The sequence below is a fragment of the Rhodococcus pseudokoreensis genome, from assembly GCF_017068395.1.
Taxonomy (GTDB): domain Bacteria; phylum Actinomycetota; class Actinomycetes; order Mycobacteriales; family Mycobacteriaceae; genus Rhodococcus_F; species Rhodococcus_F pseudokoreensis.
This window is the reverse complement of record NZ_CP070618.1, coordinates 73,318-95,266: the sequence shown is the minus strand read 5'-3', so window position 1 is coordinate 95,266 and position 21,949 is coordinate 73,318. Positions and strand designations below refer to the sequence as shown.

Sequence of the window (21,949 nt, the reverse complement as noted above, 5' to 3'; positions counted from 1 at the left end):
CGTCCCATTGGTAATGGATGACGGGCCACTCGACGGGGGCGAGGCGTCCAAGCGGTGCGAGAGGGGAAGTCGCTCGCACCGCTTGGTTTCCGGGTTGCAGTGTCAGGACAGGCGTTCGATGATCATCGCCATTCCCTGGCCGCCACCGACACACATGGTTTCGAGGCCGAACTGCTTGTCGTGGTACTGCAGGGAGTTGATGAGGGTGGTTGCGATGCGGGCGCCGGTCATGCCGAACGGGTGTCCGATCGCGATGCTGCTGCCGTTGATGTTGAGTTTGTCCATGCTGATGCCGAGTTCACGGGCGGAGGGTATGACCTGGGCGGCGAACGCCTCGTTGATCTCGACGAGGTCGATGTCGTCGATGGACAGGTCTGCCAGCGCCAACGCTTTGCGGCACGCTTCGATTGGGCCGAGACCCATGATTTCGGGGGACAGCCCGGACACCCCGGTAGAGACGATGCGGGCGAGTGGGGTCAGGTCGAGTTCGGCGGCCTTGGTGGCGCTCATGATCACCAGAGCGGCGGCGCCGTCGTTGAGGGGGCAGGCGTTGCCGGCGGTGACGGTGCCGTCCGGCCGGAAGACGGGCTTGAGCTGCGCCACTGCCTCTAGGGTGGTGCCCGCCCGGGGGCCGTCGTCGCGGCTCACCACTGTGCCGTCGGCCAGGGTCACTGGGACGATTTCCCGGTCCCAGAAGCCGTTGGCCTGCGACTTCTCCGTCAGGTTCTGCGAGCGGACCGCGAACTCGTCCTGCTCGGCGCGGCTGATGCCCTTCAGTTGTGCGACGTTTTCGGCGGTCTGCCCCATTTGGATGTAGACGTCGGGCAGTAGTCCGTCGGCGCTCGGATCGCGCCAGGTGTCGGCGCCGGACTGGGTGCGGCGGTCGGAGCGTTCGAGTGCGGCGGCAAAGCGCTGGTTCGTGGTGCCGGGCAGGCCGTCCGAGCGCCCGGCGGCAATGGAGCGGCTGACCGATTCCACTCCGGCCGAGATGAAGACGTCGCCTTCACCGGCTTTGATCGCGTGAAACGCCATCCGGGTGGTCTGTAGGCTCGAGGAGCAGTACCGGTTGACCGTGGTGCCGGGGACCTCCGTCAGGCCCGCGAGGATGGAGACCACGCGGCCCATGTTGTACCCGGCTTCGCCCGCCGGCTGTCCGCAGCCGAGGATCAGGTCGTCGATCTGGGTGCGGTCCAGCGCGGGGATCTTGTCCAGCGCCGCCGTGACCATTTGCGCGGTGAGGTCGTCGGGACGTAGATCCTTCAAGGATCCTTTGACGGCCCGGCCGATGGGGGAGCGGGCGGTCGAGACGATGACTGCTTCAGGCATGAGTGTTCGTCCTTCTCTTGAATGCGGCTGCGGCGGAACCGATGAGCGCGCTGGGGTTTCCGTAGTCGGGGAATAGGGATTTCAGGTGGCGGACGACGTCTCGCGCGGTGTCTTTGTCGTTCACGGCGTCGGTGAACGCGTCGATGTATGCGCGGGTTCCGTCGAGGGAGGCGGCCGGGTCGTCGTCGGGGAGGTCGGGGCGTTTGTGGCCGGCGACGACGATGCGGGGCGCCAACGCAGCGACCTCATCGATACTGGCGATCCACTGCTGCCACTCGTTCGGGCCGGAGGCGGCGAGAAACGGGTTGATTCCGTTGTAGACGATGTCGCCGGCGATGACCGCCTCGATCGCGGGAATGTGGACGACGGTGTTGTGCGGGATATCGCCCTGTCCGATCGTGAGGATCCGCAGTTCGTGACCGTCGACGGACAGTACGGTGCCCTCGAGCGGCTCCGGGATATACGAATTGTCCAGTGCGAGTCCGTCGAACATCGCGGTCCAACGCGTGCGGGTGATATCGAGTTCTTGTGCGATCTTGTCTGCGACCGCGGGAACGGCCACTGCGCGTGCCTGGGGGAAGCGTGTCAGTAGCCACTCGAGTCCGAGGTAGTGGTCGGGGTGCGCGTGGGTGATGTAGATGGTGGTCAGCGAACGACCTGAGGTCTCGAGGCGACGGGCGACTTCGTGCACGTCGTCGAGGGTGTATCCGGTGTCCACCAGGATCGCCTCGGTCGGCCCGAGCACCAGGGTCGCTGTGGTGGGGGAGAACGAGCCACCTGCCGGCAGGTCCCGTTGCGGGCTGGTGTAGACATCGAGTGAGAGCGTGGGCATAGGGTCACCTTGTGGTCGAGTGGATTTCGGTGCGCAAAGGTTGCCAGTCGGGGACCAACAAGATCAGAACACAGTCAGAAGCAGCATCCTGATTGGGATCATCTGTTCCGCAATCTGGAGCAGAGCTTCCCGTGGGTGGAACCCCGCCGCCCCGTGGTGAGGGTGGCGGGGTTCCCATCGACGGTCCCGAGTCGGGTCAGTCAGACCGTCGAAGCGTGGAAGACCTCGTCAGCCAATGCGGGGGTTTGGCTGACGAGGTCAGCGCACCAGCGCGCGTAGCCGCCACACGGCGAGCGGGTGCGGGTCAGGGTGTATTCGCATTCGCCAACCAGCTGACCGCTACTGAGGATGGCGTGGTCATTTACGTTCAGCGCCGAGCTCGGAACTTGTTGTGGTGCCGTCGGCCATGATCTGTGATTGCGCTCTCGCTGTCCGGAGTCGATGCAGTCACTCGATCACGTAACCCCCTGTGCGCCTTTTCGGTAGCTGCCGCAACCAGGAGGGCGAACCGGCGGCGGCCCCGACTATCCCGTATAGCCGGGCGGCATGAGGACGGACTTGGTCTCGCAGAAGGCTTCGAGTCCCTCCGGCCCGTTCTCACGGCCGATGCCGGAGGCCTTGTAACCGCCGAACGGTGATCCCGGGTCGAATGCGTACCAGTTGATGGCGTACGTGCCGGTCCGGATCTGCTTCGCGATCGCGAGTCCGTGATCGATGTCGGTGGTGTACACCGAGCCGGCGAGGCCGTAGTCGGAATCGTTGGCGATCTTGATCGCCTCGTCCTCGGAATCGTAGGGGATCACGGAGAGGACGGGGCCGAAGATCTCCTCGCGGGCGATCGTCATCGAGTTGTCGACGTCGGCGAAGATGGTCGGCTCCACGTACCAGCCCCTGTCGAGACCCGCCGGACGGCCGCCGCCGAGCACCACACGGGCACCCTCGTCCTTGCCCTTGGCGATGTAACCCTCGACGCGGTCGCGCTGCTTCTCGGAGATCAGCGGCCCGATTTGCGCGGCCGGGGCGGACGGATCTCCGACGGCCATGAATCCGGCACCCGCGACAAGGGCGTCCAGCACCTCGTCGTAGCGGGACCGCGGGGCGAGGATCCGGGTCTGCGCGACGCACGCCTGCCCGGTGTTCATGAGCCCGGACATCACCAGCATCGGCATCGTGGACGCGAGGTCGGCGTCCTCGAGGATGATCGCCGCCGACTTGCCGCCGAGTTCGAGGGAGCAGCGTTTGAGGTTCTGTGCGGCGATGGCCCCGATCTTGCGGCCGACAGGACTGCTGCCGGTGAACGTGATCTTGTCGATGCCGGAATGCGACACCAGGTATTCACCGGTCTCGGCGCCGCCAGGCAGAACGGAGATGACGCCCTCGGGTACCCCGGCCTCGGCGAAGATCTCCGCGAGAAGGTGTATGGAGAGCGGGGATTCGGGTGCCGGCTTCAGCAGCACCGTGCACCCGGCGAGCAGCGCCGGGGACAGCTTGTTGACGGCGACGAACAGTGGCACGTTCCAGGCGAGAACCGCGGCCACCACACCGACAGGCTCCCGCAGCACCTTCGTCTGGCCGAACACGCCGGTGCGGGTCTGCTCCCACTCGAAGTCGTTCGCGAGGCCGGCATAGAAGTTCAGGGTCGCGAGCGACGGCGTCTGCTGCATCATCCCGACCATCGCGGGCGGCTGACCCATCTCCGACGAGATCAGCGCGTTGAGGGTCTCGCCGCGCTCCTCGATGAGCTTCGCCGCCTTCGCGAGGATCTCCCCGCGCTCCGCGGGCGTCGTCTGCGGCCACGGACCTTCGTCGAATGCCTGCCTGGCGACGGCGACGGCGTCGTCGATGTCGGTAGGCGACGCGACGGGACAGCGGCCGACGCGTTCCTCGGTGGCCGGGGAGAACACTTCGAGCACCTGGTCGGTGGCCGGGTCAACCCATTTGCCGCCGATGTAGAGCTTGTCGTAGTCGGTCATGAGTCCATTCCTGTCGCGAATGTGTGCTTTTCTCTTGAATGCGGTAGACGCACTGTCTCGGTCGGTTCGAGAACCAGGGTGGCCGTTGTTGGTGAGAACGGGACTCCTCCCGGCAGTTCACGTTGTGGGCTGGTGTAGACATCGAGTGTGAGGGTCGACATGTCGATTTCCATTTCCATTTCCGTTCGATCGCTCGCGCTATATCACTCGCTGCGGGAATGGTCTGCTAGGTGTTTCGTCACTGGTCGACGAACGGATCTGGTGCCGGATGGTGGTCGAGGACAGCGCCGTCCGCGCCCGGTCGAGTGTCGCTGGATCTACGTCAACCAACAGTATGGCGACGTCGATACCCGCTGCTCCTCCATCGTGTACCCGCAACTCGTATCGGTCCTGTAGACCGGCGCCGTCCAGCATTCGCGTAAAGGAACGTTCGACCGTGTCCACCCGTAAGCGGTTCTTCAGAATCTTGCCGACCGCCGATTTCGGCAGGTCGTCGACAATGAAGAACTCCTTCGGCAGTGCGGCGCGCTCGCGCACTCGTTCCTGCATGTGCGCCGTCAGATCGTCCAGGTCGAATTCCGTGCTGTCGGTTACGACGACGTACGCGACCGGTACCTCACCGGCATCCGGATCTGGCATCCCGACCACCGAAGCTTCGGCGACGAAGGGGTACGCGAAGAGCGCCTCTTCTACTGGTGCCGGGTCGATATTGTGGCCACCACGAATTATCAAATCCTTGGCGCGGCCGGTGATCCGGAGCGCACCGCCTTCATCCATGCTGGCGAGATCGCCCGTATTCAACCAACCGTCGGGGAGTAGTACTCCCACATTCTGCAGCGGATTGAGATAGCCGGCGAAGACAGCGGGACTGCTCACTAACAGAATGCCTGCCTCCCCGGCCTCACACTCGAGGTACTCACCCTCCGCGGTCTCCCGGACTACCTTTGCGGCTGTATACGGCACCGGTAACCCAATAACGCCGGGCGTGGGTTCCATACCGCGGGGGGAGGTGACTACCGCACCGGACGTTTCGGTGAGACCGTATCCTTCTGCGATGCTGACTCCCGTCAGCCTTCGGAACCGGTCCGCGACTTCCATGGACAACGGCGCAGATCCGCTCGATACCCTGTCGACAGGGTGGAACGCCGGAATCAAGTCGGGCCGCTGAACGAGCCGATTGGCAATCGTGGGAAGCAAGGGCACGCTCGATATGGAGAATTCTTGCGCGATTGACCAGAAGTTGTCGATCACTCCGGGCCCTCGCCACCCCGCCGATGTTGGGAAGACGGCGGTGCCTCCGAGTGCAAGTCCTGTGAGTTGCGTGACGGCAATGCCGTGGACATGGAACAAGGGGGAGGCACAGATTCGAACGACCCCTATGGGCGCTTGATGCGCCATAGCCGATGACCAGCATGCGTAAATTTGGCCGCCGTGAGTTACCCGTGCCAGTTTCGGTGCACCGGTGGTTCCTCCGGTGCCGATGAACGCGCCGACGGTGTCCCACTCGATGACCCTCGACTCCGCCAGCACATCGCCGTCGTACTGGTCGAGTACGTCCATCATTTCGATAAAGCGCACACCCGGCGGAACCACGCCTGACCGCGATCCGCCAGCCCGGATCACCGTTTTGATGGTTGGGGCATGGTCCAGAATGGAAGCGATTTTCGGCCAAACATCTGTCGCAACATCTCCACCGTAGCTGACGAGAATCGTCGAACCCGCGGCGGTGATGAGCTCGCCGATAAGTTCGGGCTCGAGCATCCAGTTCAATGGATTCGCAATTCCAGCTGTCTGCGCGCCCCACAGCGCGAACTGCGGCTCCGGAGTGTTCGCTGTCAGGATCGATACGGAGTCTTCTGCACGAACGCCAAGATCATTGAAGAGGTTGGTGGTTTGCGTGATTCGCTGCAGAACATGCCGATGCGTGAGGTGTACAGCAGTGGTTAGGTCATATGCATCGGGAATGTACGTCAAGGCGATCGCGTCCGGATCAATCAGCGCACCGTTGCGGATGAACTCGTACACGCTCGTAGGCAAACCTCGCTCGGACAGCGGAGTTTGCTCGAATTCCTTGATCCTCGCCCGGCTTGAAAGGTCTACCGTTGCCCAGTACGGCGGAACGAAGTCAGCCGCAGCGATCGGTGCCTTCGCCTCGGTGTCGTGTCGTCCTGTCGCAGATCGGCTAATACTCATCTCGGTTCTCCGTCGCTTGAATAGTGGCTGTCCTCGCGATGATCGCGTTACGCCTTGCCGGCGAAGCGCGTGAAAGCTGCACGCGCGTGACCTTGGGCGAGCCTCTCTTGCTGCTTTCCACTGCAGCGATCAACAGCGTGCAAACGGTGACGATGCTGTCGAACGGGAGCGAGGGTCTCCGCTCGAGGCTCAGGGCACTGGTTGGACCGGAAGCCCCCATACCGTTGTCCGCTTTCACGCGGATGCCTGTCGAGGCGTCGCCGATTCGAGCACACGGTCACGGTCCCGGCCAGGATTCATGAACAGCAATGCGAGGATGGCAAACACCCCGGCCGCTGCACCGAGGATCTGGAAGGCGAGAGCGAACCCGTCTGCCTTCGTTTCGGCATGGTCGACGATGACTCCGGCCAGCCACGGCGCGATCAGGCCGCCGACTGCCATGATCGCCATGTAGACGCCTAAGGTTCCCGCCAGTTGCCGCTGCGGGCAAATCACACTGACGGCGGTGTTGAGCAGTGGCGCGGCCCCCGAGGCCACACCGTAGGCGATCGAGATCATTGCCACGACGAGCATCGGTGTATCGACGTAAGGAACGAACAGCAAGATTGCCGCGCACAGCAAAACCCCCGCAGCAGCCACCGCAGCCCGCGCCCGGCGGGCCGTCACACCGCGGGCCACCATGCGGTCACTCACGCGCGAGATCGTCAGCATGTACACAAGAGCGACCATGCTCGGGATTGCAAACATCGAACCGGCCTGTTGAGCGGAGAATCCCAGTCCGAGCTCGAAGTACGACGGCAGCCACGTCAGAATGACCGTCTGCAACGCGTAATAGGCCATGAACAGCAGGGCGCCGAAGACAAAGGTAGGGGCGCGGAAGATGCTCAGCCACGGCACGGTCGTGTCGTCGTGCCGCTCCACCGTAGCGTTGGCGACCGGCGTCAAATGGGGACCCTCCGACCAGCGGGTCACCCACAGGATGCACCACAGGACACCCATGATCGCCATGCTGATCAGGGCCGCCCGCCAACCGAACGAGACTGTTAGGTAGGTGAGCAGCGGCGCGAAGACAATCTTCGCAACCGAAGTTCCGCCGAGTAGAAGAGCGCTGGGAAAGCCGCGCTTGTCCGGTGCATGCCAGGAGTAGACGGCAGCGTGCATGAGCGCCGAGCTCGGGCCTTCGGCGATACCGAGGAGCATCCGACTGGCGATCAGCACAGCGAGCGTGGACGACAACACGACCGGCAGCACCGACGCGGACCAGAGCAGAGCGAGCGCCAGCAGTGCCCACCGCAGTCCGAGCCATCGGCTCAGGAGCCCTGACGTGAAGCCGCCGATGGTGAACATCAGGAAAAACAGGCTGCCGACCATTCCGATCTGCGACGACGTCAGGCCCAGTTCACGAGTAAGCGGCTGTGCGATGATGCCGTACACAGCCTTGTCGGCGTAGTTGATCATGTACAGGAGAATGACCACTGCGGTCATGGACCAAGCACTTCTACGAGTTCCGGACGACTGCGCGACTGCCGCTGTCTCTTCGACCTTTCCAACGGTCACGTGAATGTTTCCTTTCGAACCCAGGGCCAATCGGTGTCCGACGAGGACGACAACCCGATAGCCGCGGCATGCGATCCGCAATGATGAGAATTGGGGGTCCCGTACCGGCTCGGTGTCTGTAGGACACCGAGCCCGGACCGCGCGGCGCGGGAATTCCGACATCGCGCCGCGTCAGGTCGATCAATCGGGGCAACACGGTTCCCGCAACCGATGTCACGACGGTCCGGTGTCGGCACCCCCATTTTCGGCGTGTCGACACCGGCTCGGACCGACACCGCATCCGTCGTGGAACAGCGGCCTACTGGAAGGAGGTACTCCCATTACGGACGGCCTGTTCGAGCAGCGGGGCTGGAGACCAATACTCCCCATGCACCACCTCGAACTCCCGGATCCTGCGGAGCACCTCCTCGAGTCCGAGGTTCTGCGCGTAGTACATCGGACCACCCCTGGAGGCAGGGAAGCCGTAACCATCGACGTAGACGACGTCGATGTCGGACGCGCGCTGCGCGATGCCCTCGCCAAGGATCTTCGCGCCCTCATTGACGAGCGCGAGGATGCACCGGTCGACGATCTCGGCGTCACTGATTTCCCGGCGATCGATTCCGGCTTCGGCGGCGCAACGACGAATGACCGCATCGACTTCAGGATCGGGAACGGGGGTCCGGCTACCGTTTACGTACCGGTAGTAACCCGAGCCGGTTTTCTGCCCGAACCGGCCGCCCTCGCAGAGGACATCGTCGACCCGGGAGTACCGCAGGTGCTTCGGCCGCGTCGGTGCGAGGCGCTTACGAGCCGCCCATCCAATGTCGAGCCCGGCCAGGTCGGACATCGCGAACGGTCCCATGGCGAGACCGAAGTCCTGAAGAACCCGGTCGACACGGTCAGGTGTCGCGCCCTCCTCGAGCAGGAAGTCCGCTTCGCGCCGGTACGGGGAAAGCATACGATTCCCGATGAATCCGTCGCACACCTTCGAGAGCACCGGAACTTTCGCGATCTTCTGCGCGACAGCCAGACTGGTGACGACGACGTCGTCCGCTGTCGCATCGCCGCGCACCACCTCGAGCAGCTTCATCACATTCGCCGGGCTGAAGAAGTGCAGACCGATGACGTCCTGGGGTCGGGAGACCGTCCGGGCGAGTTCGTTGACGTCCAACCGGGAGGTGTTCGATGCCAGCACCGCGCCGGGCTTGCAGATTATGTCGAGTTTGGCGAACACCTCCCTCTTTACTGCCATGTCCTCGAAGACCGCTTCCACAACGAGGTCGGCCGTGGACGCGGCATGAAGGTCGAGATGTGGTTCGATCAGTGCGAGTCGCTGCTCTACCTGCTGCGCAGTCAGCCGACCCTTTGCGGCGGTGGCCTCGTAGTTGCGGCGGATCGTCGCCACGCCGCGGTCGAGAGCCTCGGTGTTCTGCTCGATCAAATCGACAGGGAAACCTCCGTTGGCGAAGGCCATCGCGATGCCGGTGCCCATAGTGCCGGCGCCGATCACGGCAACCCGCTCAATTGGCCTCGGAGCAGTGGCACGGTCGATGTCGGCGACCTTGGCAGCGTGCTTTTCGGCGAAGAAGACGTGTCGCAATGCCTTCGCCTCGGGGCTGTCGACCAGGCGCACGAAAGCCTCGCGTTCGAGGGCCAGCCCGTCGTCGATCCGGTGGGTGGTGGCAGCCTCGACAGCATCGATGGCCGCGAGTTGCGCAACCCGGTTGCGGGTGCTGGGGCGAACACGCCTGCGGGCGGCGTCGAAGTCGACACCGTCACCGCTGGCTGGCGGACGCTGGTCGATGACCGGGGCCGCGGATCCCCGCGGGACACCGTTGCTGAGGAAGGCCAGCGCGGCGTCGAGGGGGTCGCCGGGCACACAGTGATCCACAATGCCGAGTTCAGCGGCGCGGGCCGCCGTCACGGTGGTCCCGTTCTGGATCATGTTCAGCGCCTCGGCGGTGCCGATCAGCCGAGGCAAGCGCTGGGTGCCGCCGGCACCGGGGAGCAGACCCACGTTGACCTCGGGAAGTCCGATCGTCGCCCCGGTCTGGGCGATACGGTAGTTACACACCAAGGCCAACTCCAAGCCCCCACCGAGTGCGAAGCCATGGATGGCGGCCACCACTGGTTTGGGCAGTGCCTGAATCTGGTCGAAAACGTCCGGCACGGACGGCTTCACCGCGGCGGCCGGCGTTCCGAACTCCCGCAAATCTGCACCGCCGCAAAAACCCTTGCCGGCACCGACGATGACCACCGCACGGACCACATCATCATGCGCTGCAGTGATACCCGCCGAGAGCCCGGTACGGATCGAATCACCAAGACCGTTCACCGGGGGATTTGCGAGCCGAATCACCGCGACATCACCACGCACCTCGTACTGCACGGCCGGTGACAGGTCCACGATATGCTTTGTCTCACTCATAACGAAAAAGACTCTTTCTCTCTGAATTCGGCTCAGCGACCCTGGAACACGGCTTCACGCCGCTCGATGAAGGACTGAATGCCTTCCTTACAATCCTCGGAGTTCAGCACCTGCTCGCGAATGACCGGGATTTGGGCGATCGCGGCCTGCTCGGCCGCATCGAGGAACGCCATCGCACCGACCTTCGTCGCACGGATCCCGAGCGGCGCGTTCTTGCAAATCTCCCGGGCGAGTTCGATCGCTCGCGAGATCTGCTGCCCGAACGGTACGACCTCCTGAACGAATCCCATTCGCAGGGCGGTATCGGCATCGTACTCATCGCACAGCAACAGGTGATACATCGCGTTGCCCCAGCCTGTGCGCGTCAGGTAGCGGAAATGGGCGCCACCGATCGGTGCGATGCCTCGCTTGGACTCGAGTTGCTGGAACCGTGCAGTTTCCGCCGCGACGACGATGTCGGCGGCGAGCATCATCTCAATCCCCACCGTCAGCGTGAGACCCTGCACCACCGCGATGACCGGCTTGCGGCATCGTCGGCCGAGCCCGAACGGATCGACCTTCGTAGGATCACCAGGCTTCGACGTCGCACCTGGTCCGAAGAACTTCGGCATGTCCAAACCGGCCGTAGTATCCTTGCCCGCCGAGCAAAACACGGCCACCCACAGGTCGTCATCATCGTCGAACGTCGTCAGATGGTCGCTCAGTTGCTCCATCATCTCCGGCGTGTATGAGTTCTTTTTCGTCTCGTTCTCTACCGTGATGACGGCGATCCGGCCGTCGATCCGCATGGTGACTTGACCAGGCTTCGTCTCGGTGCTCATCGATCTCTTACCTTTCGTGACTGACAGGGGTGGGACAGGTCAGATCGCCGTTGCGCCGCCGTCGACCGCCAGGACCTGACCGGTGATGTGCTTGCCCGCATCGCTCGCGAAGAGCAACGTGGCGCCCTTGAGGTCGCTCTCGTCCCCGATCCGGCCCTGCGGAATGCGCGCCGTGATCGAGTCGAGTTGATTCTCCAGCGTGCCGCGCGTCATGTCCGAGGGAAAGAAGCCGGGTGCCAGGGCATTCACGGTGATGCCGTGGGGTGCCCACTCAGCGGCGAGGGCGCGCGTGAAGTTGATTACCGCAGCCTTGCTGGTGTTGTAGGCGATCGTCTTCGCACCAGTAGGAGGATTACCTTTCATGCCTGCTATCGAGGCGAGATTGATGATCCGCCCGTAGCCGGCCGGAAGCATGGATCGCTTGCCGATCTGCTGCGACAGCAGGAACAGTGAACGCACGTTCAAATTCATGACCTTGTCCCACGCGGCGAGCGGAAGGTCCTCGGTCGGCGATCCCCAGGTCGCGCCGGCGTTGTTGACCAGGATGTCGATCGTTCCGACTCGCTCGAGGGCCTCGTCCGCCAGGCGTGCGACCTCTTCCTCGCGGCTCGAGTCAGCGGCGATCCATTCAGCCTTGATTCCTTTGGCAGACAGACGTTCCTGTGCGCTTCGCAGGGAGTCTGATTTGCGTGAGCTGATCACGACGTGCGCTCCCTGCTCACCGAGTGCCTCGGCAATCTGCAGGCCGAGGCCACGCGAACCTCCGGTGACGAGTGCGGTGCGTCCGTCCAGTGCGAACAAGTTCTTTATGTCGGGCATGGTGTGAGGCCTATCTCTGATGGTTCTTTTGAAGAAGGTGCATTCTTCGACGGCTGGAGTGTGGGGAGTCCTATGGTGCGGTGCCGAAGCTGCACACTTAGAAGGCGATGGCTGCGTCGTCCATCAGAATCGCAGTGTCCGACCGAGCACGAACCAGCAGCGAGAGGGTATCGGGCAGCAATTTGTCGAAATAGTAGCGGGCGACGGCGAGCTGCTGCTTGTGAAGGTCGGTGGCCTGATCGCCCAGTTGCACGACCGTGTCCGCTGCACGCGCCCAGAAGTAGGCGAATACGTAATAACCGACGAGATTGAGGAAGTCGACCGCACTGGTTCCGACGCGAAGGTCGTCATCTTGTGCCCATCGGGCGAGGTCGGTGGTGAGAGTGTCGATTTCTCCGGCCAGCGTTATGAGAGCGACTCGGAAGAGATCCATTTCCTCGCGGCCCTCGAGCGTGTGCGCGTAGTTGCTGACCATTTCGAGCAACTGCTTGAGTCGGCGTCCCCCGTCGTTGAGGACCTTCCGCTGCAGGAGGTCGTGGGACTGCACGCCGTTGGTTCCCTCGTAGATCGGGAGGATCCGGGCGTCCCGAAGGATCTGTTCGGCGCCGTAGTCGATGATGTAGCCGGCGCCACCGTGGACCTGCATCCCCAATGAGGCAGACTCGACCGCACGATCGGAGACAAAAGCCTTGGCCACCGGGGTCAAGAGAGACAGCATGTCTTCGGCGTACTCGCGGATCGCCGGATCGGACGACGACTTGCGTAGATCGACCTGTAATGCCAACCAGTACAGGAAGAGTCGAGATCCACCGACCCAGGCCTTCTGTGTGAGCAGCATTCTCCGCACATCCGGTTGATCGATGATCGAGTCGGCGGCCTGATTCGGCGTTCGGAGCGACTCCGGTGCCCGTGACTGGATGCGTTCACGGGCGTATGCCGTGGCCTTCTGATTCGCCCTCTCGTTCATACCGAGCGCTTGCACGCCCGTGCCCAGCCGGGCGCTGTTCATCATCACGAACATCGCCGCCAAGCCCATGTTCACCTCACCCACGAGGTGCCCGACGGCGTTCTCGAAGCGCAGCACACAGGTCGAACTTCCATGCAACCCCATCTTGCTCTCGATGCTGTCGCAGTACACGCCGTTGCGGTCGCCGACGGCGCCGTCTGAGCCGACCGTATGCTTCGAGACGGCGAACAAGCTGATACCGCGGGTGCCCTTGGGTGCATCCGGAGTACGGGCCAACACGAGGTGCACGATGTTCTCTGCCAAGTCGTGTTCACCGGACGAGATGAACATCTTCGTTCCCGAGATCAGGTAGCTGCCGTCGTCGGCAGGTACTGCGCGGGTGGTGAGCAGACCCAGGTCGGTGCCGCAATGCGGCTCCGTCAAACACATGGTGCCGGTCCACTTGCCGGAAGCCAGCTGCGGCAGATACCGGCGCTTGAGGGCGTCCGACGCGTTCACGTTGAGGCACCAGTAGGTGCCGGCGGAGAGGCTGGTGTAGAGGCTCCACGAGGGATTGGACGCGGCGAGCATTTCCTTGATCACCGAACCGACGGTGGACGGCATACCACCACCGCCGTGCTCGACCTCGCAGTCCACGGCCGGCCATCCGCCGACGACGTACTGGTCGTACGCCTTCTTGAATCCCGGGGGAGTCACGACGGTGTCCCCGACCAGCCGGCACCCTTCGCGGTCACCCACAGCGTTGATTGGATCAAGCACGCGAGCACAGAAATCGCCGGCACCCTCGATCACTCCGTCGATGGTGTCGCGGTCGATGTCGATCCCGCCGCCCTGAAGCGTACCGGCGGCGTCGAGCACCTCGTGCAGCACGAACTGCATCTCACGGATCGGAGGCGTGTAGTTCATCGGTTTTCGGCCTTCCCACTATTGTTCTTGATCTGGTCCGATTGTTCCCTCGCATTCGCCCGCTTGTATGTCGGAAGACGGCGACGATCCTTGTCGGAAATTTCTGACAAACCCCGATCCGTTTGCGACTGACCGGGCGGTTGGTCGGGGCGACCCGGAAGACTTGACTACTCCTCCTGTGAGGAAGAGCATTGCCATGTTGTAGAACTGGCCGCTGCGAAACGATGGCTGCGCGGGCTCGGTAGAGAAACCGATCGCGGGTTGCTGATCCACCCATATCCACTTCGCACGGCCGACCGTCCATACGTCAACGGAGTAATTTCCCGTCGTCAACACCGATAATGCGATTCAGGAAAAACAAGTGCAGGAATTTGATTCGCCGAATATTCTCCAGCTGTTCAATGGCATCGTGGAGCAATCCGTTGCGGGCATCTACCTTCTGCAGGATGGTGTTCTGCAGTATGTCAACAACAAGTTTGCCGATCTCTTCGACACAAAACCGGACAGGATGATGGGGCGGTCGCTGGTAGATCTTGCCCCGCCAGATCAGAAGGAAAGCTTGGTCGCTCAATATGAGCGGAGAATAGAGGGCACCGATCCGGAGTCGCACTTCATTATCCGCGCCGCACTGCGTAAAAGTGGTGTGAGATTGATCGAGATCCACGGAAAGCGAGTTGAATACAGAGGCCAACCCGCCGTGGTCGGCGTCGGGATCGACGTGACCGACCGTGAACGCGCGCACGTCGAACTCGTTCGATCCCGAACACAATTGCAGGCACTGATGTCCGAGATCGAGACGATTCAGGAGACCGAGCGGGCTCGTATCGCGATGGAACTGCACGATGACGTCGGCGGCATATTGACGGCCTTGAAATTCGACGTTGCACGACTGAAGCGACGAATTGAACGCCTCAGTGGCCAGTCTGGACAGGTTGTGGACACTTCTGACCTCCTCGATCTCACACTCAGCGTCTCGGAACTTGCGCAGGAAGCAATAGATTCAGCTCGCCGTATCTCCGACGAGCTGCGTCCGACCGCACTCGAGCATCTCGGCCTGTTCGCAGCAATCCGCGACTACATCGATCGGTTCAGGATCCGTTTCAATATCGATTGTTCTCTGATTCTGCCGCATAGCGAGTCGGCGGCCAGCTCAGCAGTGGAACTGGACCTCTTTCGGATTATTCAAGAAGCTCTGACCAATGTGGCAAGACATGCGGATGCCACCAAAGTGCGAGTCAGCATCGCTCGCGAGGGCGATCGTCTCGACATTGCCATCGAAGACAACGGCCGGGGTTTGCCTGTCGGAGATGCACGCAACACCGGTTCTGGACTCATCGGCATCCGCGAGCGGGCGCACCGGGTCGGTGCTGAGTTCACAATCGACAACGTCGAGACCGGAGGGGTGCGAATCGAGTTGCATGCCCCGTGGGAGTTCACCCACTAGCATGGAAGATGTTCAGTATTCAGAAATCGTGTCGTGAGGCGCATGACCTTCGACGTCTGCCGGTTCGCTAGTCGACAAGACGATTTCTCAGCGTGTACTGCGCGAGTGCCGCATTGCTGTCGAGTCCCAACTTCTTGAGCACGCGTGATCGGTACGTGCTGACGGTTTTTACACTAACGTGCATGTCTTGCGCGATCGCGGTTAAGGCTGAGCCATTCGCGATCTCTATCATGACAGCAAACTCTCGTTCGGACAGACGCAGATGCCGGTTTTCGCCCTGCAAAGCCCCGATTCCCTCAAGCATCTTCTCCGCAACTTCGGGCGTGATATATCGGCCGCCCTCGACTACCTTGTGAATGGCGGCGACAAGGACCTCCGCATCCATGTCCTTGGAGACGTATCCGCTCGCGCCGGCTTCATATGCTCTTAGGGCGTACTGCTGTGCGGAGTACATGCTGAGCACGATCACCGGCAATTGTGGTGCGGCGACACGGAACGAAGGGAGGAACTCCAGTCCACTGCGAACTGGAAGGTTGATATCGAGCAGGACAGCGTCGAAATGATGCGTGCGAACCAAGTTGAGTGCTGTCGCACCGTCTGATGCTTGCATGACGGTTCCGATGTCACGTTCTTCCTCAAGTAACCGGACAAGGCCAGCTCGAAATATCGTGTGGTCGTCGACCAGCAGCAGATCGATCACGGACGGCGCCCTTCCATCGGTGAGGGGACACTGGGGAGTGAATCGGCCAACTTCACCGCATCCATGATACTAACCGCCGATTCCGCGGCCGCTCCTCATAGGTGTCGTTGGCGTACCAGTCCGGAAAGCCCTCAAGGCTTCGGGCTACATACACCACACCGTGTCCGACAACTGTTGAGCGGCGCCCGTTATCGACAAACCGTCCCACGGGCGCGTATCGAACGGGCCAGAGTGGCGATCAGGGGTAAATCGGACGGTGCCGGGTGCAGCGTCACCTCCACGGCTCGCCGCGTCAGGCGACGCGCGCCTCATGTGTCGATGCAAGTACGCATCAACCCACTGCCGACGGTGGAACGGTTGGATGGCGGTGCCGGGCTCATGGATTCAGTCTAGCCAACGATATGTATCGGTGGTAATTTACCCACGAGTCATATCACTGGAGGCTGTCATGCACGAGCTGTTCGACCCCTTGGGGAACCCCCTTGTCTACGCGATTCCGTTCTTCGTATTGACGATGCTGATCGAGCTCGCCGCGCTCAAGTGGCTCGACCACGACGACGAGCTGACCGGCTATTCGGTGAAGGATTCACGCACCAGCTTGCTGATGTTCGCCGGTTCAACGGTCACCCTGACCGTGTTCAAGCTGGGCTCGTTCGTCATCTTCAACCTGGTCTTCGTGTATCTCGCGCCCGTGCAACTCGATACCGGGGCGTGGTGGTACTGGCCGGCGATGCTGCTCGCGCTCGATTTCGCGTACTACTGGCAGCACCGGTTCGTTCACCGAGTGAACGTAGGATGGGCCGCCCATCAGGCGCACCATTCGAGCGAATACATGAACTTCGGCACGGCACTGCGGCAGAAGTGGAACCCGTGGTTCGAGTTCTTCTTCTGGCTTCCTTTGCCTCTGTTGGGTTTTGCGCCCTGGACACTGTACGTGGCCTTCAGTGTGAATCTCGTCTACCAGTTCTTCGTGCACACCGAGATGATCGGCAAGCTCCCGCGTCCGATCGAGTTCATCTTCAACACACCCTCACACCACCGGGTCCACCATGGCTCCGACCAGGAGTACCTCGATCGCAACTACGCCGGCATGCTGATCATCTGGGACCGGATGTTCGGCACGTTCATCGAGGAACGGCAGCGACCCACCTACGGACTGACCAAGCAGGTAGACACGTACAACGTGCTCACGTTGGAATACCGCGCGTTCGCCGACATCCTGCGCAACGTGCGATCGAGCACCCGATTCCGCGACCGGCTCGGCTACGTATTCGGCCCACCGGGCTGGGAACCGGCCAGCAACCTCACCACCACACCCCCCACCCTGGACACTGGAAGGCCGGAATCGCGACCAATGCCGGCGCCGGAGGCTCCGTCGCGGTAGCGCACAGCACTCACGCGGGATACCTCGATGCGAAGCGGTGTTCGTCACCGGCAGAGTTCTCACTTCCACCAAGTAGCTCGACGTGAGCGGGTATCGTTCGCCGCGATTCTGCTGCGGCACACCGCACAGTTGGTGCGTGAAGCGCCCCCGTACAGCAAATATCAGGTGGGCACACCTTGAGTTGGATGGAGACACCGGAGGGCGTGGTCCCGAACTCAATGGATCGCGTTTCGTTCAAGATCGTGAAACCGAAGGATGATGAATGATGACAGGTAAGAACCGGTCATGGTGGGGTTGGGGGAACGTCGAGGACGCCGTCGCTGACGGGGAGTTATCGCAATTGATCGACCGGGTAAGAGCGTTGTTTCCCAACGCAGACCTCACCGAGCACACTGCTCCCGATATCGGGTCTTTCGATGTACCGCAGAGCAGGATTCGCCCCCCGAAGCCCTTGGCGGAGCTAGCGTCGACGGCATCCGCCGAACGAATGGCGCACAGTCACGGTCAGGCTTTTCGAGACGTGGTTCGTGCACTGCTAGGACACCTGCACGACATTCCCGACGTTGTTGTTCGGCCGCGTACCGAGGACGACGTCGTCGCGGTTCTCGACTGGTGCAGCGACGCTGGAATCGCGGTCATCCCCTTCGGCGGGGGGACCTCAGTGGTGGGGGGTGTGGAACCACGTGTCGGCGATGAGTACACCGGAGTGGTGAGCCTAGACCTCACGGCGCTTGATCGAGTCCTCGAAGTCGACCCGGTCAGTCGGGCAGCGCGCGTTCAGGCCGGCGTCCTTGGACCTGACCTCGAACAACAGCTGCGGACACATGGGTTGACCCTTCGATTCTTCCCACAGTCCTTCGAGTTCTCCACGCTGGGCGGATGGCTCGCGACACGAGCCGGCGGCCACTATGCAACGGGCCCCACACACATCGACGACCTCACCGAGTCCATGCGAGTGGTGACACCCGCCGGTGTCATCGAGTCACGGCGCCTCCCAGCATCGGGAGCGGGACCGTCGCCGGACCGGATGTTTCTCGGTTCAGAGGGCACACTTGGTATCATTACCCAGGCCTGGATGAAGCTCCAGGACCGTCCTCGTTGGCGCGCCACCGCGTCGGTGTCGTTTGCTGATTTTGACCGCGGCGTCGAGGCGGTACGAGTCATTGCACAATCCGCTCTCAACCCGTCGAACTGTCGGCTACTCGACCCCGCCGAGGCCATGATCAACGCCGGAACAGCGACCACCGTACTAATTCTCGGGTTTGAATCGGCACATCATCCGGTCGAACCCTGGATGGCACAGGCCCTCGAAGTATGTCTGGACCACGGGGGAACGCTGCCAGAGCCCGTGCGTTACACCGACTCCGAGAACGCGACGGCGCGCAATGGAGCCGCTGGGGCCTGGCGGTCGTCGTTCCTTCGGATGCCCTACCGACGAGACGCTCTTGCGGCGCGCGGCATGATCGTAGAGACCTTCGAGACTGCCTGCACTTGGGATACATTCCCACAGGTCAGGGCTTCGATCGAGGCTGCAGCCCGCGAGGCGATGCGCGAGGTCGGAGCAGAAGGCGTGCTTACTTGCCGGTTCACCCATGTGTACCCCGACGGTCCAGCACCCTATTTCGGCATCTACGCAGCCGGTACCTGGGGCAAGACCGTCGAGCAGTGGGACGGGATCAAAGCCGCAGTTTCCGAGGCAATATGCGCGTCCGGAGCGACAATCACCCACCACCACGGGGTGGGTCGTGATCACCGGCCATGGTACGACCGGCAACGCCCCGACCTCTTCGCTACCACGCTCGCGGCAGGAAAGTCGGCGCTCGACCCGGCTGGCATTCTCAACCCGGCTATCTTGATCGATCCGTCATGATCCATCCGTTCTCGCATGCACCCCAACGCGAACATACGGGGGTTAAGGCGACCGACCGGCAGTCAAGCCCCCACCCACCCTCCGACCACCGCGACTCGGGCCCCGATCGCGACACCTCTCGCATCCTCGACCCCAGTGCACCGCACCTCAGTGGCTTCGCGGCGTCTGATCTGACCGACAGGGATGCGCCCGTGGTGCTGGTGATCGGCGCCGGGCCCGGCGTCAGCGGTTCGGTGGCGAAGCGATTCGCCCGTGAAGGTTACAAGGCTGCCCTGGTCGGGCTCGACGAGCAGGTGCTTGTAGATCTCGCAGCGGACCTGGAGTCCTCGAGCGTCGGGTACGCAGCAGTCGATGTCACCGACGAAGATAGTCTCAGTGCGGCGGTGAAGCATCTCGGTGACCGCGTCGGACGGTTTGACGTGCTCCACTTCAACCCCAGTTCATACCGTGCGAAGAACGCACTTGCCCTGACCGCCGAGGAACTGGCCCAAGACATCAGTCTCGGGGTCGGTGCACTGTTGACGGCCTTGCACGCTGCCAGGCCGTACATGTCTGCAGGCGGACGTATCACTGCAACTGGCAGCATGGTCGCGGACGTGCCCAACGCGATGGCTGCCAGTCTCGGGGTACAAAAGGCAGCGCTGCGCAACCTGGTGCACAGCATCGACTCGACACTCAAGGACGACGGGATCAGAGCGGTATCTGTGACGGTCCGCGGCATCCTGGCAAAAGATGGCGCATTTACACCCGACCATGTCGCCCAGGCGATCTATACCGCGGCCACTCAGGACACAACCGCTTGGCGAACAGAGGTGCCGTACTCAGGTCTGCCTTGAGTGCGTGGTACCAGTTGCACGAGGCCGATCAGGTGTTCATGTTGATCTCGCAGTACCGCGCGTTCGCTCAGCCACCGTGCGGGTGCTGACAGTGCGTTCCCATGGCATCGAATGGGGAGAACGTTATCCGGTTGGTAAAGAATCAGATTGAGACAGGAGATATGGTGCAACGCACTATCGACGGGGAACAAGAACCGAGCGCGGACCGGCGCACGTGGAATGTCCTTCGGGCATCGCGGTTCTGGATCACTCCGATTGTTCTCGTTTGCATCGTGATGACGCTACTGGTAGCCCTGTACATGGGCGGCATGCTCGACCCCACCAAGCACTTGCGCCACTTCCCGATCGCGCTCGTCAACCAGGACGAAGGCGACACCGTGCCAGGCTCGTACCCGCCGACTCGGCAGACACTCGGCACTCAGATTGCGTCCAGGCTGATCGACGGGGTGGACTCCGAGAAAATTGATCTGCGGCCTATGGGCATAGCCCAGGCACAGTCGCTACTCGATGAAGGCAAAATTTATGGCGCCATTGTCATTCCCAGCGACTTCACCAAGCGCACCTTCATCCTGGCGCACGCCAGTATTACCCCCGGTGACGTTGAAGAACCAATGATCACGGTCTACACCAATCCGCGCACCGGCACGATGAACACGAACTTGGTGCAGAACATCGGTGAGATGACCTTACGGCCTGTCAATCAGGCCGTGGGTGAGCAACTCACCGCGCAGGTCAATCAGCAGCTCGGTTCGGGCAGCGAGACGCCACTGTCGGGGGCGAGCCGGCTCGTGCTCGCCGATCCGATCGACGTGCGAACCGTCGCCCACAACCCGCTGCCCGACGGAACGGGATTCGGGCTGGCCGCCTTCTACTACGCGCTACTGCTCGTCCTGGCAGGATTCACCGGGGCGACCATCATCAGCGCCCTCGTCGACGGCATGCTCGGCTTCACGCCCACCGAGGTGGGGCCGCTGTATTTACACAACGAGGCGGTCCGGATCACCCGGTTCCACACCCTTTTGGTCAAATGGGCCATCATGGTCGCCCTCGGACTCATCGTCTCAGGGTTGTACCTGTGGATCAGCTCCGCCCTCGGGCTTCCGATCACCGATCCGCTCATGCTGTGGGAGTACGGGGCGTTTGCGATCACCGCGGTGGGCATCACCGCGGTATCCGTCATGGCGGCCTTCGGCAGCCTAGGGCAGGTCATCAACCTGATGATCTTCGTCGTTCTTGCGCTGCCGTCGTCGGGCGGAACGATTCCGTTGGAGGCCACCCCGTCGTTGTACTGGTGGCTTGGCGAGTTCGAACCCATGCATCAGATCTACCTCGGTGTCCGTGCGATTTTGTTCTTCGGCGCCAGCGGCGACGCAGGACTCTTCCACGCCGTGTGGATGACCCTCGCCGGACTAGTCATCGGCCTCACGTTCGGCGCGGTAATCACTCGGTTCTACGACCGCAAGGGTCTGCGCCGCAGCCACAAGGCTCCTATGCCCCTTCCAGCAATAGTGTCAGACTGAGTCAGCTATAGCGTTGCCCAGTGAAAGCGGTTTCGTCACCGCCAATCAGATCGGAAGCCGACGCAACAAGGAGCACGTCTCTGCGTGTGTCCGGCAGATGGAGAATGTGGTATCCGCGGCGTGACGGCAATTGTTGCGTAGTGCGTGCAAAACAAGGGGGAGCCGTTCGGCGACACCACGCCTGCACGTGGAGTGGAGTGTTGGGCGAATGTGCTGCACTGTTTCGGACTGGCGTGCAGCGCAGTTCTCAGTCGACGACCGAGACCACTCGGGGCCACTGACATGGGTAGCACGGAATTTCCGGCTACCGCATGTCTTCTCCGCGGTAGGGGAGGTGTGATCGAAGGCGACCAAAAGCGGGTTCCCACAGGATGCATCGCCGTCCGATTGC

The 21,949-nt window shown here is 62.3% G+C and carries 15 protein-coding genes; 5 read left to right on the top strand and 10 right to left on the bottom strand.

The window, feature by feature from the left end:
* Nucleotides 1–102 precede the first annotated feature (102 nt).
* From JWS13_RS05025 to JWS13_RS04985, 9 genes are all read right to left on the bottom strand, one after another.
* Entirely contained in the window at nucleotides 103–1,326 is a 1,224-nt protein-coding gene (locus JWS13_RS05025) for an acetyl-CoA C-acetyltransferase (protein ID WP_206004787.1), read from the bottom strand.
* The gene (locus tag JWS13_RS05020; protein ID WP_206004786.1) at nucleotides 1,319–2,158 is read right to left on the bottom strand and encodes an MBL fold metallo-hydrolase; all 840 of its coding nucleotides are present in this window, start codon (nucleotides 2,156–2,158) and stop codon (nucleotides 1,319–1,321) included. Before JWS13_RS05020 ends, JWS13_RS05025 begins: the two co-directional genes overlap by 8 nt.
* A 524-nt stretch (nucleotides 2,159–2,682) precedes the next feature.
* Nucleotides 2,683–4,131: an aldehyde dehydrogenase gene (locus tag JWS13_RS05015; RefSeq protein ID WP_206004785.1), complete on the bottom strand. Its 1,449-nt coding sequence runs from the start codon at nucleotides 4,129–4,131 to the stop codon at nucleotides 2,683–2,685.
* A gap of 198 nt (nucleotides 4,132–4,329) precedes the next feature.
* On the bottom strand, nucleotides 4,330–6,324 hold the full coding sequence (locus tag JWS13_RS05010) for an AMP-binding protein (RefSeq protein ID WP_206004784.1): 1,995 nt from the start codon (nucleotides 6,322–6,324) through the stop codon (nucleotides 4,330–4,332).
* Nucleotides 6,325–6,558: 234 nt separating this feature from the next.
* Nucleotides 6,559–7,881, bottom strand: a complete 1,323-nt coding sequence (locus tag JWS13_RS05005; protein WP_420854996.1) for an MFS transporter — start codon at nucleotides 7,879–7,881, stop codon at nucleotides 6,559–6,561.
* A gap of 298 nt (nucleotides 7,882–8,179) precedes the next feature.
* The gene (locus JWS13_RS05000) at nucleotides 8,180–10,291 is read right to left on the bottom strand and encodes a 3-hydroxyacyl-CoA dehydrogenase NAD-binding domain-containing protein (RefSeq protein ID WP_206004782.1); all 2,112 of its coding nucleotides are present in this window, start codon (nucleotides 10,289–10,291) and stop codon (nucleotides 8,180–8,182) included.
* Between the two features lie 32 nt (nucleotides 10,292–10,323).
* Nucleotides 10,324–11,112: a crotonase/enoyl-CoA hydratase family protein gene (locus JWS13_RS04995; protein WP_206004781.1), complete on the bottom strand. Its 789-nt coding sequence runs from the start codon at nucleotides 11,110–11,112 to the stop codon at nucleotides 10,324–10,326.
* 39 nt (nucleotides 11,113–11,151) lie between these two features.
* Nucleotides 11,152–11,931, bottom strand: a complete 780-nt coding sequence (locus JWS13_RS04990; protein WP_206004780.1) for an SDR family oxidoreductase — start codon at nucleotides 11,929–11,931, stop codon at nucleotides 11,152–11,154.
* Nucleotides 11,932–12,028: 97 nt separating this feature from the next.
* Entirely contained in the window at nucleotides 12,029–13,804 is a 1,776-nt protein-coding gene (locus JWS13_RS04985; protein WP_206004779.1) for an acyl-CoA dehydrogenase family protein, read from the bottom strand.
* A gap of 361 nt (nucleotides 13,805–14,165) precedes the next feature.
* Between JWS13_RS04985 and JWS13_RS04980 the strand changes: the two genes are divergently transcribed.
* Nucleotides 14,166–15,248 (top strand): PAS domain-containing sensor histidine kinase, encoded by a 1,083-nt coding sequence (locus JWS13_RS04980; RefSeq protein WP_241032095.1) that lies wholly within the window; start codon nucleotides 14,166–14,168, stop codon nucleotides 15,246–15,248.
* 67 nt (nucleotides 15,249–15,315) lie between these two features.
* On the opposite strand, the gene JWS13_RS04975 is transcribed toward JWS13_RS04980, so the two are convergent.
* Complete coding sequence (locus JWS13_RS04975) at nucleotides 15,316–15,948, bottom strand: response regulator (RefSeq protein WP_206004778.1); 633 nt, start codon at nucleotides 15,946–15,948, stop codon at nucleotides 15,316–15,318.
* A gap of 448 nt (nucleotides 15,949–16,396) precedes the next feature.
* Here JWS13_RS04975 and JWS13_RS04970 point away from each other — a divergent pair, with 448 nt between their 5' ends.
* From JWS13_RS04970 to JWS13_RS04955, 4 genes are all read left to right on the top strand, one after another.
* On the top strand, nucleotides 16,397–17,332 hold the full coding sequence (locus tag JWS13_RS04970) for a sterol desaturase family protein (protein ID WP_206004777.1): 936 nt from the start codon (nucleotides 16,397–16,399) through the stop codon (nucleotides 17,330–17,332).
* 265 nt (nucleotides 17,333–17,597) lie between these two features.
* Entirely contained in the window at nucleotides 17,598–19,202 is a 1,605-nt protein-coding gene (locus JWS13_RS04965; RefSeq protein WP_206004847.1) for an FAD-binding oxidoreductase, read from the top strand.
* A gap of 191 nt (nucleotides 19,203–19,393) precedes the next feature.
* Entirely contained in the window at nucleotides 19,394–20,038 is a 645-nt protein-coding gene (locus JWS13_RS04960; protein WP_241032094.1) for an SDR family oxidoreductase, read from the top strand.
* Nucleotides 20,039–20,199: 161 nt separating this feature from the next.
* On the top strand, nucleotides 20,200–21,558 hold the full coding sequence (locus JWS13_RS04955) for a YhgE/Pip domain-containing protein (protein ID WP_206004846.1): 1,359 nt from the start codon (nucleotides 20,200–20,202) through the stop codon (nucleotides 21,556–21,558).
* Nucleotides 21,559–21,949: the final 391 nt, after the last annotated feature.

Excerpts from the sequence above, each read along its gene's own strand:
- JWS13_RS05025 (WP_206004787.1), bottom strand. The coding sequence starts at position 1,326 with ATGCCTGAAGCAGTCATCGTCTCGACCGCCCGCTCCCCCATCGGCCGG.
- JWS13_RS04955 (WP_206004846.1), top strand. The coding sequence starts at position 20,200 with ATGGTGCAACGCACTATCGACGGGGAACAAGAACCGAGCGCGGACCGG.
- JWS13_RS04985 (WP_206004779.1), bottom strand. The coding sequence starts at position 13,804 with ATGAACTACACGCCTCCGATCCGTGAGATGCAGTTCGTGCTGCACGAG.
- JWS13_RS05000 (WP_206004782.1), bottom strand. The coding sequence starts at position 10,291 with ATGAGTGAGACAAAGCATATCGTGGACCTGTCACCGGCCGTGCAGTAC.
- JWS13_RS04965 (WP_206004847.1), top strand. The coding sequence starts at position 17,598 with ATGACAGGTAAGAACCGGTCATGGTGGGGTTGGGGGAACGTCGAGGAC.
- JWS13_RS05015 (WP_206004785.1), bottom strand. The coding sequence starts at position 4,131 with ATGACCGACTACGACAAGCTCTACATCGGCGGCAAATGGGTTGACCCG.
- JWS13_RS04995 (WP_206004781.1), bottom strand. The coding sequence starts at position 11,112 with ATGAGCACCGAGACGAAGCCTGGTCAAGTCACCATGCGGATCGACGGC.
- JWS13_RS05010 (WP_206004784.1), bottom strand. The coding sequence starts at position 6,324 with ATGAGTATTAGCCGATCTGCGACAGGACGACACGACACCGAGGCGAAG.
- JWS13_RS04990 (WP_206004780.1), bottom strand. The coding sequence starts at position 11,931 with ATGCCCGACATAAAGAACTTGTTCGCACTGGACGGACGCACCGCACTC.
- JWS13_RS05020 (WP_206004786.1), bottom strand. The coding sequence starts at position 2,158 with ATGCCCACGCTCTCACTCGATGTCTACACCAGCCCGCAACGGGACCTG.
- JWS13_RS04970 (WP_206004777.1), top strand. The coding sequence starts at position 16,397 with ATGCACGAGCTGTTCGACCCCTTGGGGAACCCCCTTGTCTACGCGATT.